This is a genomic window from Streptomyces nidicola, assembly GCF_050106155.1.
Lineage (GTDB): Bacteria > Actinomycetota > Actinomycetes > Streptomycetales > Streptomycetaceae > Streptomyces.
Window position 1 is genome coordinate 2,226,638 of sequence record NZ_JBNBPI010000001.1, and the last position, 15,196, is coordinate 2,241,833.

10 protein-coding genes are annotated in these 15,196 nt (G+C 70.1%); 5 read left to right on the forward strand and 5 right to left on the reverse strand.

Annotated features, from left to right (window positions below):
- The first annotated feature begins 142 nt into the window (after positions 1-142).
- The 3 genes from ACOKM3_RS10255 to ACOKM3_RS10265 all read left to right on the forward strand — a co-directional run bounded on the left by ACOKM3_RS10255 (position 143) and on the right by ACOKM3_RS10265 (position 6,302).
- Positions 143-3,055 carry a glycoside hydrolase family 48 protein gene (locus tag ACOKM3_RS10255; RefSeq protein WP_426899112.1) on the forward strand — a complete coding sequence of 971 codons (2,913 nt, stop codon included), beginning with the start codon at positions 143-145 and terminating at the stop codon, positions 3,053-3,055.
- A 108-nt stretch (positions 3,056-3,163) separates the two neighbouring features.
- Positions 3,164-5,809, forward strand: a complete 2,646-nt coding sequence (locus ACOKM3_RS10260) for a cellulose binding domain-containing protein (protein ID WP_426899114.1) — start codon at positions 3,164-3,166, stop codon at positions 5,807-5,809.
- A gap of 112 nt (positions 5,810-5,921) precedes the next feature.
- A complete protein-coding gene (locus ACOKM3_RS10265; protein ID WP_426899116.1) occupies positions 5,922-6,302 on the forward strand; it encodes a DUF2568 domain-containing protein in 381 nt (126 codons plus the stop codon).
- Positions 6,303-6,333: 31 nt separating this feature from the next.
- Here ACOKM3_RS10265 and ACOKM3_RS10270 read toward each other — a convergent pair whose 3' ends face one another.
- The 4 genes from ACOKM3_RS10270 to ACOKM3_RS10285 form a co-directional block, all read right to left on the reverse strand.
- A complete protein-coding gene (locus ACOKM3_RS10270; RefSeq protein WP_426899118.1) occupies positions 6,334-8,211 on the reverse strand; it encodes a rhamnogalacturonan lyase in 1,878 nt (625 codons plus the stop codon).
- Between the two features lie 78 nt (positions 8,212-8,289).
- Positions 8,290-8,829 carry a hypothetical protein gene (locus tag ACOKM3_RS10275; RefSeq protein ID WP_426899120.1) on the reverse strand — a complete coding sequence of 180 codons (540 nt, stop codon included), beginning with the start codon at positions 8,827-8,829 and terminating at the stop codon, positions 8,290-8,292.
- 98 nt (positions 8,830-8,927) lie between these two features.
- A complete protein-coding gene (locus ACOKM3_RS10280; protein WP_426899121.1) occupies positions 8,928-9,635 on the reverse strand; it encodes a class I SAM-dependent methyltransferase in 708 nt (235 codons plus the stop codon).
- 132 nt (positions 9,636-9,767) lie between these two features.
- Complete coding sequence (locus ACOKM3_RS10285) at positions 9,768-10,067, reverse strand: 4a-hydroxytetrahydrobiopterin dehydratase (RefSeq protein WP_426899123.1); 300 nt, start codon at positions 10,065-10,067, stop codon at positions 9,768-9,770.
- A 39-nt stretch (positions 10,068-10,106) separates the two neighbouring features.
- On the opposite strand from ACOKM3_RS10285, the gene ACOKM3_RS10290 reads away from it, so the two are divergent.
- Positions 10,107-10,916, forward strand: a complete 810-nt coding sequence (locus tag ACOKM3_RS10290; RefSeq protein ID WP_426899125.1) for a helix-turn-helix domain-containing protein — start codon at positions 10,107-10,109, stop codon at positions 10,914-10,916.
- Here ACOKM3_RS10290 and ACOKM3_RS10295 read toward each other — a convergent pair.
- Positions 10,898-11,317, reverse strand: a complete 420-nt coding sequence (locus ACOKM3_RS10295) for a hypothetical protein (RefSeq protein WP_426899127.1) — start codon at positions 11,315-11,317, stop codon at positions 10,898-10,900. The genes ACOKM3_RS10290 and ACOKM3_RS10295 overlap by 19 nt on opposite strands.
- 192 nt (positions 11,318-11,509) lie before the next feature.
- On the opposite strand from ACOKM3_RS10295, the gene ACOKM3_RS10300 reads away from it, so the two are divergent.
- Positions 11,510-15,196, forward strand: coding sequence for a nitrate reductase subunit alpha (locus ACOKM3_RS10300; protein ID WP_426899128.1), 3,687 nt, complete (start codon positions 11,510-11,512; stop codon positions 15,194-15,196).

Below are 15,196 nucleotides of genomic sequence, written 5' to 3' on the forward strand. Positions count from 1 at the left end.
TCAAGCAACAGACGCGTTCCGGATTTCCACTGTCGAATTTATTCGACTCCTCAACCCTCTTGACCGCCATTTGCCCCATCCGCATCCTTGGGAGCGCTCCCACTGGTTCACAGCTTGTCGAGCCGCACCAGGAGGAACCCCCATGCGAAAGAGACCGGGCAAGAGACCGACCCGGCGGCGCTGCACCGTCGCCATGGCGGCCCTCGCGTTACCGATGGCCACCCTCGCCGCACTCCCAACGACCGCTCAGGCAGCGGGAGTTGAGTGCAGCGTCGACTACAGGACGAACGACTGGGGTGCCGGCTTCACGGCCGACCTGACGATCACCAACCGCGGCTCCGCGGCGATCGACGGCTGGACCCTGACGTACGCGTACACCGGTGACCAGAAGCTCTCGAACGGCTGGAACGGCACCTGGTCGCAGTCCGGCAAGAACATCACCGTGAAGGACGCCGGGTACAACGGAAGAATTGCGGCAGGGGCCGCCACTTCCACCGGCGCGCAATTCTCTTACAGTGGCTCGAATTCAGCCCCCACCAATTTCGCGATCAACGGAACCGCGTGTGTGGGCGCCCATCAGCCGCCGATCACGGTGCTCACCAGCCCCAAGGCGGGCGCGGTCTACACGGCCGGTGACGCGGTCCCGCTCGCGGCGACCGCCGCCGCGGCAGACGGGGCGGGCGTCGAGAAGGTCGAGTTCTACGACGACACGACGCTGATCGGCACCGACACCACCGCGCCGTACGCCCTGGAGACCGACGACCTCAAGGCCGGATCGCACTCCCTGTACGCGAAGGCGACCGACAGCAAGGGCGCCACCGGCGAGTCGACGCCGGTCGGCATCACGGTCGCGGCGGGCGCCGCCGTGGTCGCGAGCCCGTCCCAACTCGGCGTACAGCAAGGCAAGTCGGGCACGTTCGACGTGAAGCTGTCGACGCAGCCGACTGCGAACACCACCGTCTCCGTGGCCCGCACGAGCGGCAACACGGGCCTGTCGGTGTCCTCCGGCGCGAGCCTCACCTTCACGCCGTCGAACTGGAACACGGCACAGAAGGTGACGGTGGCCGCCGACTCCTCCGGCACCGGCGCCGCCACGTTCACGGCCACCGCGGCGGGACACACCAAGGCCGAGGTCACGGTGACCCAGCTGGCCGCGTCCAAGGCGTACGACGCCCGCTTCCTCGACCTCTACGGCAAGATCACCAACCCGGCGAACGGCTACTTCTCGCCGGAGGGCATCCCGTACCACTCGGTCGAGACACTGATCGTCGAGGCGCCCGACCACGGCCACGAGACGACGTCGGAGGCGTACTCGTACCTCCTGTGGCTCCAGGCCATGTACGGGAAGGTCAGCGGCGACTGGTCCAAGTTCAACGGCGCGTGGGAGATCATGGAGAAGTACATGATCCCGACGCACGCGGACCAGCCGACGAACTCCGCGTACAACGCGTCGAAGCCGGCCACGTACGCCCCCGAGCACGATCTGCCCTCGCAGTACCCGGCCAAGCTGGACCCGTCGGTCTCCGTCGGCTCCGACCCGATCGCGGCCGAACTGAAGAGCGCGTACGGCACGGACGACATCTACGGCATGCACTGGCTGCAGGACGTCGACAACGTCTACGGGTACGGCAACGAGCCCGGAAAGTGCGAGGCGGGCCCGACGGCCACCGGCCCGTCCTACATCAACACGTTCCAGCGCGGTGCCCAGGAGTCGGTGTGGGAGACGGTGCCGCAACCGACATGCGACGCCTTCAAGTACGGCGGAAAGAACGGGTACTTGGACCTGTTCACCGGCGACTCCTCCTACGCCAAGCAGTGGAAGTTCACCAACGCACCGGACGCCGACGCGCGGGCCGTGCAGGCCGCGTACTGGGCCGACGTCTGGGCCAAGGAGCAGGGCAAGGGCTCCGAGGTGTCCGGCACGGTCGGCAAGGCCGCCAAGATGGGCGACTACCTGCGCTACTCGATGTACGACAAGTACTTCAAGAAGGTGGGCAACTGCACCTCGACGGGCTGCCCGGCCGGCTCCGGCAAGGACTCCTCGCACTACCTGATGTCCTGGTACTACGCGTGGGGCGGCGCCGTCGACACCTCGGCGGGCTGGGCCTGGCGGATCGGCTCCAGCCACACGCACGGCGGCTACCAGAACCCGCTCGCGGCGTACGCCCTCTCCTCCTACGCCGACCTGAAGCCCAAGTCGGCCACTGGGCAGGCGGATTGGGCCAAATCGCTCGACCGGCAGCTGGAGTTCTACCGCTGGCTGCAGTCCGACGAGGGAGCCATCGCGGGTGGCGCCACGAACAGCTGGGGCGGCAGCTACGGCACACCGCCGTCCGGCACACCCACCTTCTACGGCATGGCGTACGAAGAGGCGCCGGTCTACCACGACCCGCCGTCGAACCAGTGGTTCGGCTTCCAGGCGTGGTCGATGGAGCGGGTCGCCGAGTACTACCAGCAGACGGGTGACGCCGACGCGAAGGCCGTCCTGGGCAAGTGGGTCGACTGGGCCCTGTCCGAGACGACAGTCAACCCCGACGGCTCCTTCCGCATCCCCTCCACCCTCAAGTGGTCGGGCAAGCCGGAGACCTGGAACGCGTCAAGTCCCCCTGCCAACACGGGACTTCATGTCACGGTCGCCGACTACACGAACGACGTGGGCGTGGCGGCGGCGTACGCGAAGACGCTGACGTACTACGCCGACAAGTCCGGCGACGCGGAGGCGAAGTCGACGGCGAAGGCGCTGCTCGACGGCATGTGGGAGCACAACCAGGACGCGCTCGGCATCGCGGTGCCCGAGACGCGCGCCGACTACAGCCGCTTCAACGACTCGGTGTACGTGCCGAGCGGCTGGACGGGCACGATGCCGAACGGCGACAAGATCGACTCGTCGTCGACGTTCGCGTCGCTGCGCTCCTTCTACGAGGACGACCCCAACTGGTCCAAGATCGAAGGCTACTTGGCGGGCGGCGCGGCACCCACGTTCACGTACCACCGGTTCTGGGCCCAGGCGGACATCGCGCTCGCCATGGGTTCGTATGCGGAGCTGCTGGAGTAACGCCCCGCTGAAAGCGGCTCCGTGTCACCACCGGGCCGGGCGGTCTCCTCCTCCCCGAGGGCCGCCCGGCCCGCACCCCTGTTTCCCGACCCACCCCCTGGAACCCCTATGCGAAGACCACGCACCCGGCTGCTCACGGCGGCCGTACTCGCCCTGACGGCGGGCCTGTTGACCCCTCCGGCGGCCCAGGCGGCCGAGCCGAAGGCAGCCGTCGCCACCGACACGTACACCTGGAAGAACGCCCGGATCGACGGCGGCGGCTTCGTCCCCGGCATCGTCTTCAACCGCAGCGAGAAGAATCTCGCCTACGCCCGCACCGACATCGGCGGCGCCTACCGCTGGGAGCAGGGCACCAAGTCCTGGACGCCGCTGCTCGATTCGGTCGGCTGGGACGACTGGGGACACATCGGCGTCGCCTCGATCGCCACGGATGCCGTCGACCCGGACAAGGTGTACGCGGCCGTCGGGACGTACACGAACGACTGGGACCCCGGGAACGGCGCGATCCTGCGCTCCGCCGACCGGGGCGCGACGTGGAAGAAGGCCGACCTCCCCTTCAAGCTCGGCGGCAACATGCCGGGCCGCGGCATGGGCGAGCGCCTCGCGATCGACCCGCACGACAACAAGGTGCTCTACCTGGGCGCGCCCAGCGGCAAGGGTCTGTGGAGCTCCACGGACGCGGGCGCCACATGGTCGCAGGTCACGGCCTTCCCGAACCCCGGCAACTACGCGGCGGACCCGTCCGACACGTCCGGCTACTCGTCCGACAACCAGGGCGTGGCATGGGTGACGTTCGACGAGTCGACGGGCACCGGAACCGGCCGTACGAAGACGCTCTACGTCGGAGTCGCCGACAAGGAGAACTCCGTCTACCGGTCGACGGACGCGGGCGCGACCTGGGAGCGGGTGGCCGACCAGCCCACCGGATACCTCCCGCACAAGAGCGTCCTCGACGCCGAGAACGGCTACCTGTACGTGGCGTACAGCGACACCGGCGGCCCGTACGACGGCGGCAAGGGCCAGATGTGGCGGTACGCGACGAAGACCGGCGACTGGAAGAACATCAGCCCGGCGGCGGAGGCGGACACCTTCTACGGCTACAGCGGCCTGACGCTCGACCGGCAGCACCCCGGCACGGTCATGGTGTCCGGCTACAGCTCCTGGTGGCCCGACACCATGATCTTCCGCTCCACGGACAGCGGCGGCACCTGGACGAAGGCGTGGGACTACTCCTCGTACCCCACCCGCGAGAACCGCTACACCATGGACGTGTCGTCCGTGCCGTGGCTGAGCTGGGGCGCGAACCCCGCCCCTCCCGAGCAGTCCCCGAAGCTGGGCTGGATGACGGAGGCGCTGGAGATCGACCCGTTCGACTCGGACCGGATGATGTACGGGACGGGCGCGACGATCTACGGAACCGAGGACCTCGGGAAATGGGACACGGGCGGCAAGTTCTCCATAACCCCCATGGTCAAGGGACTTGAGGAGACGGCGGTCAACGACATCGCGTCCCCGCCGTCCGGCGCCCCGCTGCTGAGCGCACTCGGTGACATCGGCGGCTTCCGGCACACGGACCTGACGAAGGTCCCGGCGATGATGTTCACCTCCCCCAACTTCACGTCGTCGACGAGCCTGGACTTCGCCGAGTCCGAGCCGGACGTGGTGGTACGCGCCGGCAACGTCGACTCGGGCGCACACGTCGCGCTCTCGAACGACAACGGCGCCAACTGGCATGCGGCGGGCGCCGATCCGTCGGGTGTCACGGGCGGCGGCACGGTGGCGGTGTCCGCGGACGGGTCCCGGTATGTGTGGAGCCCGGACGGCGCGGGCGTGCAGACGGGGACGGGTTCGTCGTGGACGGCGTCGAGCGGGGTCCCGGCGGGCGCGACGGTCGAGTCGGACCGCAAGGACCCCTCGGTCTTCTACGCCTTCAAGTCCGGTACCTTCTACGCCAGTTCGGACGGCGGGGCGACCTTCACGGCGAAGACGTCGACCGGCCTCCCGACCGACGGCCCCGTGCGCTTCAAGGCCGTGCCCGGCACGAAGGGTGACATCTGGCTGGCCGGCGGTTCGACGAAGGGCGCGTACGGCCTGTGGCACTCGAAGGACGGCGGCGCCACGTTCACCAAGGTGTCGGGCGTCGAGCAGGCGGACACCATCGGCTTCGGCAAGGCGGCGCCCGGCGCGACGTACCAGGCGCTGTACGCGAGCGCGAAGATCGGCGGCGTACGCGGCATCTTCCGCTCGACGGACGCGGGAGTGTCGTGGACCCGCGTCAACGACGACGCCCACCAGTGGGGTTGGACGGGCGCGGCCATCACCGGTGACCCGCGGGTGTACGGCCGCGTGTACGTGTCGACGAACGGCCGTGGTGTCATCTACGGCGACACCGCGGGCGCCACGGGTCCCGACCCGGACCCTGAGCCCTCGGGCGCCTGCTCGGTCACGTACAAGGTGACCAACGAGTGGTCGGGCGGCTTCCAGGCGGACGTGACACTGACGAACACGGGCACGTCGGCCTGGAACGGCTGGTCGCTCGGCTGGTCCTTCGCGGACGGCCAGAAGGTGTCCCAGGCCTGGAACGCGCAGGTCTCCCAGTCGGGCACGTCGGTGAAGGCGAAGAACGTCGGCTGGAACGGGAAGGCGGCGCCCGGCAGTTCGGCCGCCTTCGGCTTCACGGGCTCCCGCGAGGGAACGGCGAACACCAGGCCCACGGCGTTCGAGCTGGGCGGGCAGAGCTGCGCGGTGAACTGAACAGCGCCACGGCAACGCGAGCGCACCACCGGGGCCCGTGCCACCACCGGCACGGGCCCCGTACGCTCTCGCTCGTACGCGCTCGACTACTTCTGGGGAGGGGGGGCCGCGCATGACACACGGCTACGGCTTTCACGCGTCGACACTCGCGGTGCGGTTCGTACTGGAACTGCTGGCGCTGGTGTGCTTCGGGATCTGGGCGTGGGGGCTCACGTCCGGGGCACTGAGGTTCGTCCTCGTGGCGGCGGTCCCGGCGCTCGTGGCGGTGCTGTGGGGCGTGTTCGCCACGCCGGACGACGCGTCGCGGTCCGGGGACACCGTCGTGGCGACCCCCGGACCGCTGCGTCTCCTGCTGGAACTGGCCGTCTTCTTCGGCGGCGCGGCCGCCTTGTACGCGGCCGGATCACGCGCGGCGGCGATCACACTCGCCGGCGTGCTCGTCGTCTATCACCTGCTGGCGTGGGACCGGGTGGTCTGGCTGCTGCGCCACTGAGCCACCCGGCGCACCAGCCACCCGGCGGGTGTCACGGCGTCGTGATCGTCGGTCGCGGCGCCGTCGGCATCTTGTCGCCGATGAAGAAGCTCGGGTGCGGCGGCTGGTTGTACGCGGTGTTCTGCCAGGCCAGGGCCGTGCGGTACTGGGTGTCGTGGAGGAGTGTGGTGATGCGGGTCGACGTCTGGACCGGTGTCGAGTAGATGCGCAGCGCCGTGTTGTTCGTGGTCGGCCAGACGACCTCCTCGCGCCAGTCGCCGAGGATGTCACCGGACAGCGCCGGGGTGGACTTCGTGCCGTTGTTGGAGTGGACGCCGGAGCCCGTCAGGACGCGGGTGTCGGCGGACGTGCCGTACTTGTCGATGTGGGTGCCGTCGAGGAGTTCGCGGGTGGTGTCACCGTCCCACCAGGACAGGAAGTTGGTGGACGACGGCTTGTGGGAGTTCACGACCGCGCCCTTGGGATCGCGGACGCCCGACTCCGCCGAGGACCAGGACTCGGCGCCCGCGCTGCCGGACCAGATGTCACCCGACACACCACGGCCGTTGTCACCATTCGTGCCCGTCTTCCAGATGACACTGCCGGTCTTCGCGTCGGCCATCCAGGACGACGGCTTGGAGCTGTCCTCGTCGACCTTGAACTCTTCGAGTCCGGCCCGCGACGGGTCGAGGTCGCCGACGTGCATGGCGTCGCCGTGGCCGTTCTTCGTCGTCCACAGCCCGGAGCCGTTGTCGTCGACGGCCATCGCGCCGTAGACGATCTCGCCCTTGCCGTCGCCGTCGACGTCCGCGACGGACAGCTGGTGGTTGCCCTGACCGTCGTACCCCTTACCGGAGTTGGTGGAGGAGCTGGTGTCGAAGGTCCAGCGGCGCGTGAACTTTCCGTCGCGCCAGTCCCACGCCGCGATGACGCTCCGCGTGTAGTAGCCGCGCGCCATGATGAGCGACGGCCGGGCGCCGTCGAGGTAGGCGGTACCGGCGAGGAAGCGGTCCACCCTGTTCCCGTACGAGTCGCCCCACGACGACACGGTGCCGCGCGCGGGAACGTAGTCGACGGACCCCATGGCGGCGCCGGTCTGCCCGTTGAACATGGTCAGGTACTCGGGCCCGGAGAGCACGTAGCCGCTCGAATTCCGGTGGTCGGCGGACGAGCTCCCGATGACGGTCCCCTTCCCGTCCTTCGTCCCGTCCGACGTCTTCATGGCGACCTCGGCCTTGCCGTCGCCGTCGTAGTCGTACACCTGGAACTGGGTGTAGTGCGCGCCGGAGCGGATGTTCTTGCCGAGGTCGACGCGCCACATGCGCGTGCCGTCGAGCTTCACCGCGTCGACGACGGTGTTGCCCGTGTAGCCGGACTGGGAGTTGTCCTTGGCGTTGGTGGGCTGCCACTTGAGGATGAACTCGAGGACGCCGTCGCCGTCGAGGTCACCGACGGAGGCGTCGTTGGCCTCGTAGGTGTAGGCGACGCCGTCGGGGGTCGTGCCCCCTGCCGGTGGCGTGATCGGTACGTCCGTGTAGCCGCTGCGGAGCTGGATCGCGTGCGCCGAGTCGGCCTGTTCCGTGCCGTTCACGACGGCGCGGACCGTGTAGTCGGCGGAGCTGGGCGCGCCGTCGTGGAAGAAGTTCGTGGAGCCGGTGATCGGGGCGGAGTTGACCTTCGTACCGGCGCGGTAGACGTTGAACGCCACGTCGTCCGGGTCGGTGCCGAGCCACCGCCAGCTGACCAGGTTGCCGGCGTCGGTGTGCACGCTGACCAGGCCACGGTCCAGCTTCTCGGCCTGGCGGGCGGTGGCGGCGGAGGCGTCGTCGGAGGGCAGGAGCGTGAGGCCCGTACCGGCGAGGGCGGCGGCCGTGGCGGCGGCGAGGAGCAGACGACGGCGTCTGCGGTGGGGGCGGGGGCGGCGGGGCATCGGGGGTCTCCTCGGTGAAGGCGTGCGGGTGAGATGTGTGCGTACATCTGTCGCCGCCGGGCCGGTCGAGGTTGCCCCTCACTCCCGCACGATGTGAACGGCGACGGGCGGCGCCGCCTCCGAGACCGTCCAGACGGCCGTGCCCCACAGGGAGATCGCGGAGACGAGGCCCACGACAAGACGGACGGTCGTGTCCGGCCCGTCCCCGAGCCATACCGCCAGGCCCGCGACTCCGGCCGCGGTCAACAGGGCGGCAGGCACCCGCAGTCGGGGCTGCTCGAAGACCGCCGCGAGCGGCAGGAAGTGCAGCCCCACGACCACCGCGACGAGCGGCGGGATGAGCACGGCCGTGCCGGTGCGGGCGCACACCTGGGCGATGGCCAGGATCAACAGCCACTGGAGGCCGTTGATCTGGAGGAACCGTCGACGCCGGTCGGCGGGGAACGGGCCTCCTGCCGACGCGGGGAGGCGGCGCCGCGCGGTGAGCATCAGCGCGATCGCGGCGGCACAGCCGACCACCATCGCGGCCGGCCGCGCCGCACCCCCGAATGCGCTCGTGGCCAGTAACCACCAACCGAGCCCGAACAACGCGAGAAACCCCACCCCTGACTTGAACATGACCGCCACCTTATGCGGGCGCGCTCCGGGCGGTGGGGTGCTTACGGTAGGCGGATCACCCCCACCCCGCGCGCAGGCAAGCTGAGTGCGGCGCCCCGTCAAGCCGCGAATGCCAGCAGCGTGTACGTCGGGTCGGGGCGCGGTGCCTCCGGGTCCGGCAGCGCCTCCAGGCGTGACGCCAAGTCCTCGCCCCCGCGCGCGTACATGCGCCCGGCCCGCACGTCGCTCGCGAGCCGCGCCGGAGTGCGGCCCTGGCCGTGTCCGACGAAGGTGGCGGAGCCGTGCGGGCGCAGTCCGTGCTCGGCGGCGATCGACGTGATGCGCGCGGTGGCGTCGGTCGGTGGGCGGTGGCGGTACGGCTCGACGAGGGCGCAGACGTCGCTGCCGACGAGGTGAGCCGCGGCCTTGTCGACCGTGGTCACGAACACCCCGCCCGGGCGGAGTACGCGGGCCGCCTCGGCGACGACCGGAGCCGCGTCGTCCAGGAGGTGCAGCAGCCACACGGCGGTAACAGCGTCGAACGTGCCGGTCGCGAAGGGCAGTTGGCGGACGTCCGCCTGGAACGCCGCGCCGGACAGACGGGGTGCGGCGGCCCGCAACATGCCGGCGGCGCGGTCGACGCCGATCGGGCGCAGGGCGGGGCGGGTCAGGCGGCGGGTGACGAGGCCGGTGCCGCAGGCCAGGTCGAGGAGGGTGTGGGCGCCCGGCGGTACGAGTTCGAGCACGCCGTCGGCGGCCGCCTCGGCGCGCGGCTCACCGCCGCGGGTCGCGTCGTACCGCCGCGCTTCCTGGTCGTAGTCCAGCACGCGGGGACTCTAACCCGGAGCGGGGCGCGGGTGGGAGCGCCTGCGGTGGGCGGATCTCCCCACCCCGCCCCACCCCTTCCCGAAACCGGGGCTCCGCCCCGGACCCCGCCGGCTCTCGTCCCGGGGCGGGGCTCAAACGTGTGCCGCAGCCAGTTTCTCCACCCGCTCCGCCAGCGCGAAGTCCTTCGACGTGAGGGCGCCGCCCGCGTCGTGCGTGTTCACGGCGAGGGTCACCGTGTTGTAGCCGAGCGTCAGGTTCGAGTGGTGGTTCAGGGCCTCCTGGGTCTGCGCGATGTGCATGACGAGTGCCGCCGCCGCGAAGTGCGAGTCCAGGCGGTACGTGCGCGTGAGCGCGTCGTCCTCGACGGACCAGCCCGGCAGTTCGGTGAGGCGGTCCTCGATGTCCTTCTGGGAGAGCGGTTCAGTAGGCATGCCTCCAGCGTGCCACCGGATCCGCGCTAACGTCCTCCCATGACAGCCGCAGCGCGCAAGAACACGTCAGAAGTGGGCGCCCTGCTGCGCGGTTGGCGCGAGCGGCGGCGGGTCAGCCAGCTGGAGCTCGCGCTGCGGGCGGATTCGTCGGCGCGGCACATCAGCTTCGTGGAGACGGGGCGTTCGCGGCCGAGCCAGGACCTCGTCCTGCGGCTCGCCGAGCATCTCGACGTACCGATGCGGGAGCGCAACGCCCTTCTCCTTGCGGCGGGTTACGCGCCGCGGTTCAAGGAGACCCCGCTGGACGATCCCTCGCTCGGCGTGCTGCGCGAGGGGCTCGAAACGCTGCTGCGCGGCTACGAGCCGTATCCCGCGTTCGTCGTCGACGCGACGTTCAACGTGATCGCCGCGAACGGCGCCATCGCGCTGCTGATGACCTCGGCGCCCGCGCACCTGCTCACCGAACCGCTGAACGCGATGCGCCTCACCCTGCACCCGGAGGGCCTCGCCCCGCGGATCAGGAACCTGCCCGAGTGGCGGGGGCACCTGCTGGCACAGATGGAGCAGCAGATCGCGTTGACCGGGTCGCAGCCGCTGCGGGAGCTGTACGAGGAGGTGTCCGCGTATCCGCTGCCGCCGGGTGCGGACGGGGACGGTCCTGTCGCGCCCCTGCTGCCCTACTTCGCGCTGCCGATGGTGATCGAGCACGAGGGGCACCTGCTGTCGTTCGTGTCGTCGATCTCGACGTTCAATACGCCGCTGGACGTGACGGTCGCCGAGCTGGCCGTGGAGACCCTGCTCCCCGCCGACCCGGCGACGGCGAAATACCTTCAGGACGCACTGGGCTGACCCCGCAGCGCCGCGTACTGGAGCCCCGCGAACGCGGCCACCACCACGGCCTGCAGCGACCCGTACGCCATCCCGGCCGTGCTCGGCTCCAGCCAGGCGAACAGCGCGACGAAGCTAAGCACCGTCCAGGCGAGGTTGACCTCGACCACGGTGCGCACGCCGAGCGCGGGCGGGCTGCTGCGCGCGGCGAGCACCGCGACCGCGGCGGCGTAGACGATCAGGCCGGCGCCGAGTCCGAGCAGCAGCCCAGGATCGATGCCGAGGAAGCGGCCGATCGGCCCGGAGGCGGCGACGTAGGCGAGACCGTTGAGGCCGGTGCCCAGCGCGTCGGCGCCGAGCAGGCGGCGCAGCCAGGTGCGACGGGCCTGGGCCGGGGTCGTGGTGAGCGTGGTGGCGGACATGGGGATCACCCTCCGTCATCGGTTCGGTGACACCACCCTGCCCGCGCCCGGGTGGCGGGTCGATTACGTCCGGGGTAATGGCCGAAGCCATACGCGAGACACCCCGCGCCCGACTCGTACGGCCCCGGCCGACGTGTGCCCCCGATGCACCGCCATTAGCGTGCCCAGAACGGGACATCGAGGGAGCAAACGGTGACGGATACGACACGCACCCCGACCGAGCCGGACGCGGCGCTGCTGCGCGCGGGACGGTTCTTCCGGAGGGGGACGGCCTCCAAGGACCTGCACAGCGTGCAGATCAAGGGCGGCCGGGACGGGGACGTCTTCTATCGGGACCGATGGAGCCACGACAAGGTCGTGAACTCCACGCACGGCGTGAACTGCACCGGCTCGTGCCGGTGGAAGGTGTACGTCAAGGACGGCATCATCACCTGGGAGACCCAGCAGACGGACTACCCGAGCGTGGGCGCCGACCGGCCGGAGTACGAGCCACGCGGCTGCCCGCGCGGCGCCGCGTTCTCCTGGTACACGTACTCGCCGACCCGTGTGCGCTACCCGTACATCCGGGGCGTGCTCGTGGAGATGTACCGGGAGGCGAAGGCGCGGCTGCACGACCCTGTGCTGGCGTGGGCCGACATCCAGGCCGATCCCGAGCGGCGCCGCAGGTACCAGCAGGCCCGCGGCAAGGGCGGTCTGGTGCGGGCCACCTGGGACGAGGCCGTGGAGATCGTCGCCGCGGCGCATGTGCACACCATCAAGACGTACGGGCCCGACCGGATCGCCGGCTTCTCCCCCATCCCCGCGATGTCGATGGTGTCGCACGCGGCGGGGGCCCGGTTCCACTCGCTGATCGGCGCCCCGATGCTGTCGTTCTACGACTGGTACGCGGACCTGCCGGTGGCCTCGCCGCAGGTGTTCGGCGACCAGACCGACGTCCCGGAGTCGGGTGACTGGTGGGACGCCGCGTACCTGATGATGTGGGGCTCCAATGTGCCGGTGACCAGGACGCCGGACGCGCACTGGATGGCCGAGGCCAGGTACCGGGGCCAGAAGGTCGTGGTCGTCGCGCCCGACTACGCGGACAACGCCAAGTTCGCCGACGAGTGGCTGCACCCGCACCCCGGCACCGACGGGGCGCTCGCGCTCTCCATGGGGCATGTGATCCTCAAGGAGTTCTTCGTCGACAAGCAGACGCCGTTCTTCACGGACTACGTCAAGAAGTTCACCGACCTGCCGTTCCTGGTGACGCTGGAGGAGCGGGACGGGGCGTTCGTCCCGTCGAAGTTCCTGCGCGCCACCGATCTCGGGCAGGGCGGCGAGGGTGCCGAGTGGAAGACCGCCGTGCTCGACGAGGCGACGGGCCAGCCGGTCGTCCCGAACGGCTCCCTCGGCTTTCGCTGGACCGAGTCCGGCAAGGGCAAGTGGAACCTTGAACTGGGCAATATCCAGCCGAAGTTGAGCCTCCACGGTTCCGACATCGCCGGCGGCGTGGAGGTGCTGCTCCCCCGCTTCGACACCGACGGCGGCACGCACGGTCAGGGCCGCGGCGAGGTCGTACGGCGCGGTGTGCCGGCGACCCGGCTCGGCGGGCAGGACGGCCCGCTCGTGACGACCGTGTTCGACCTGCTGCTCGCGCAGTACGGCGTCGGGCGCGACGGCCTCCCGGGCCAGTGGCCCGCCTCGTACGACGACGCGGAGACGCCCGGCACCCCGGCCTGGCAGGAGATGCACACCTCGGTACCGGCCGCCAAGTGCGTAAAGATCGCACGGGAGTTCGCGAAGACCGCCGAGAAGTCGCGCGGGCGCTGCATGATCCTGATGGGCGCGGGCACCAACCACTGGTTCCACTCCGAGACCACCTACCGGGGCTTCCTGTCGCTGCTCCAGCTCACCGGCTGCCAGGGCAGGAACGGCGGCGGCTGGGCCCACTACGTCGGCCAGGAGAAGTGCCGCCCGGCCACCGGCTGGGCCTCGCTCGCCTCCGCCAACGACTGGTCGCGGCCGCCGCGGCAGATGATCGGCACCGGGTTCTTCTTCCTCAACACCGACCAGTGGCGCTACGACAGGTTCAGCGCGGACGTGCTCGCGTCCCCGCTCGGCAAGGGCACCTTCGCGGGCATGACGGGCGCCGATGTGCTGTCCCTGTCGGCGCGTTCGGGCTGGATGCCGTCGTATCCGACGTTCGACCGGAGCTCGCTCGCGCTCGGGGAGCAGTCCGTGGAGGACACGGTCTCCGAACTCAAGGCGGGCTCGCTGAAGTTCGCGTGCGAGGACCCGGACGCGCCGGAGAACTGGCCGCGCGTGATGACCCTGTGGCGGGCGAACCTGCTCGGCTCATCCGCGAAGGGCGCCGAGTACTTCACCAAGCACCTGCTGGGCACGCACTCCTCGCTGCGGGCAGAGGAGGCCTCCCCCGACGAGCGCCCCTCGACGGTGACCTGGCACGACGAAGCCCCCGAAGGCAAGATCGACCTGCTGACCTCCCTCGACTTCCGGCAGACGTCCTCGACACTCCTCTCCGATGTCGTACTTCCTGCCGCCACCTGGTACGAGAAGCACGACATCGCCTCCACGGACATGCACCCCTACGTGCACTCCTTCACGCCCGCCGTGGACCCGCCGTGGCAGGCGCGCAGCGACTTCGACACGTTCAAGGCGCTGGCCCACAAGCTCAGCGAGCTGTCCGCCCAACACCTGGGCGTACGCAAGGACTTGGTGGCGACGCCGCTCCAGCACGACACCCCGGGTGAGATCGCGCAGCCCGGCGGCGTCGTCCTGGACTGGCGCAAGGGCGAGTGCGAGCCGGTGCCCGGCAAGACCATGCCGAACCTCACGGTCGTCGAGCGGGACTACACGGCGATCGGCGCCAAGTTCACCGCGCTCGGCCCGCTCGTCGAGCAACTCGGCCTGCCCGCCAAGGGAATCGCCCTCAAGCCCGACCAGGAGGTCACGGAGCTGCGTGAGCGCAACGGCACCGTGCGCGGCGGCCCCGCCGACGGCCGGCCCTCGCTCGACACGGCGGTCAAGGCGGCGAACACCATCCTCGCCCTGTCCGGCACCACCAACGGCCGCCTCGCCACGCAGGGCTTCCACACCCTTGAGGCTCGTACGGGCCAGGAGATGGCGCACCTCTCCGCCGAGCACGAGGGCAAGCGCATCACGTACGCGGACACGCAGGCCGCGCCCGTCCCGGTGATCACCTCCCCCGAGTGGTCGGGCAGCGAGTCCGGCGGGCGCCGCTACACCGCGTTCACCCTCAACACCGAACACCTCAAGCCCTGGCACACCCTGACGGGCCGCCAGCACTTCTTCATCGACCACGACTGGATGCACGAGCTGGGCGAGGCCATGCCCACCTACCGGCCACCGCTGGACATGAACCGGCTGTTCGGCGAGCCACGGCTCGGGCCCGACGGGGAGAAGGAGGTGACGGTCCGTTACCTCACCCCGCACAACAAGTGGTCCATCCACTCCGAGTACCAGGACAACCTGTTCATGCTGGCGTTGTCCCGCGGCGGCCAGTCCATCTGGATGTCCCCGCAGGACGCCGACTCGATCGGCGTCAAGGACAACGACTGGATCGAGGCGGTGAACCGCAACGGCGTCGTCGTCGCCCGCGCGGTCGTCTCCCACCGCATGCCGGCCGGCACGGTCTACATGCACCACGCGCAGGAACGCACCGTCAACGTGCCCAAGGCGAAGACGAGCGGAAAGCGCGGCGGCATCCACAACTCGCTCACCCGGCTGATCCTCAAGCCGTCCCATCTCATCGGCGGCTACGCCCAGTTGAGCTGGGCGTTCAACTACCTCGGCCCGACGGGCAACCAGCGCGACGAGGTGACGGTCATCCGCCGCCGCTCGCAGAAGGTGGAGTACTGA

Coding starts and splice junctions, on each gene's coding strand:
- ACOKM3_RS10255 (WP_426899112.1), top strand. CDS start 143: ATGCGAAAGAGACCGGGCAAGAGACCGACCCGGCGGCGCTGCACCGTC.
- ACOKM3_RS10260 (WP_426899114.1), top strand. CDS start 3,164: ATGCGAAGACCACGCACCCGGCTGCTCACGGCGGCCGTACTCGCCCTG.
- ACOKM3_RS10265 (WP_426899116.1), top strand. CDS start 5,922: ATGACACACGGCTACGGCTTTCACGCGTCGACACTCGCGGTGCGGTTC.
- ACOKM3_RS10270 (WP_426899118.1), bottom strand. CDS start 8,211: ATGCCCCGCCGCCCCCGCCCCCACCGCAGACGCCGTCGTCTGCTCCTC.
- ACOKM3_RS10275 (WP_426899120.1), bottom strand. CDS start 8,829: ATGTTCAAGTCAGGGGTGGGGTTTCTCGCGTTGTTCGGGCTCGGTTGG.
- ACOKM3_RS10285 (WP_426899123.1), bottom strand. CDS start 10,067: ATGCCTACTGAACCGCTCTCCCAGAAGGACATCGAGGACCGCCTCACC.
- ACOKM3_RS10290 (WP_426899125.1), top strand. CDS start 10,107: ATGACAGCCGCAGCGCGCAAGAACACGTCAGAAGTGGGCGCCCTGCTG.
- ACOKM3_RS10295 (WP_426899127.1), bottom strand. CDS start 11,317: ATGTCCGCCACCACGCTCACCACGACCCCGGCCCAGGCCCGTCGCACC.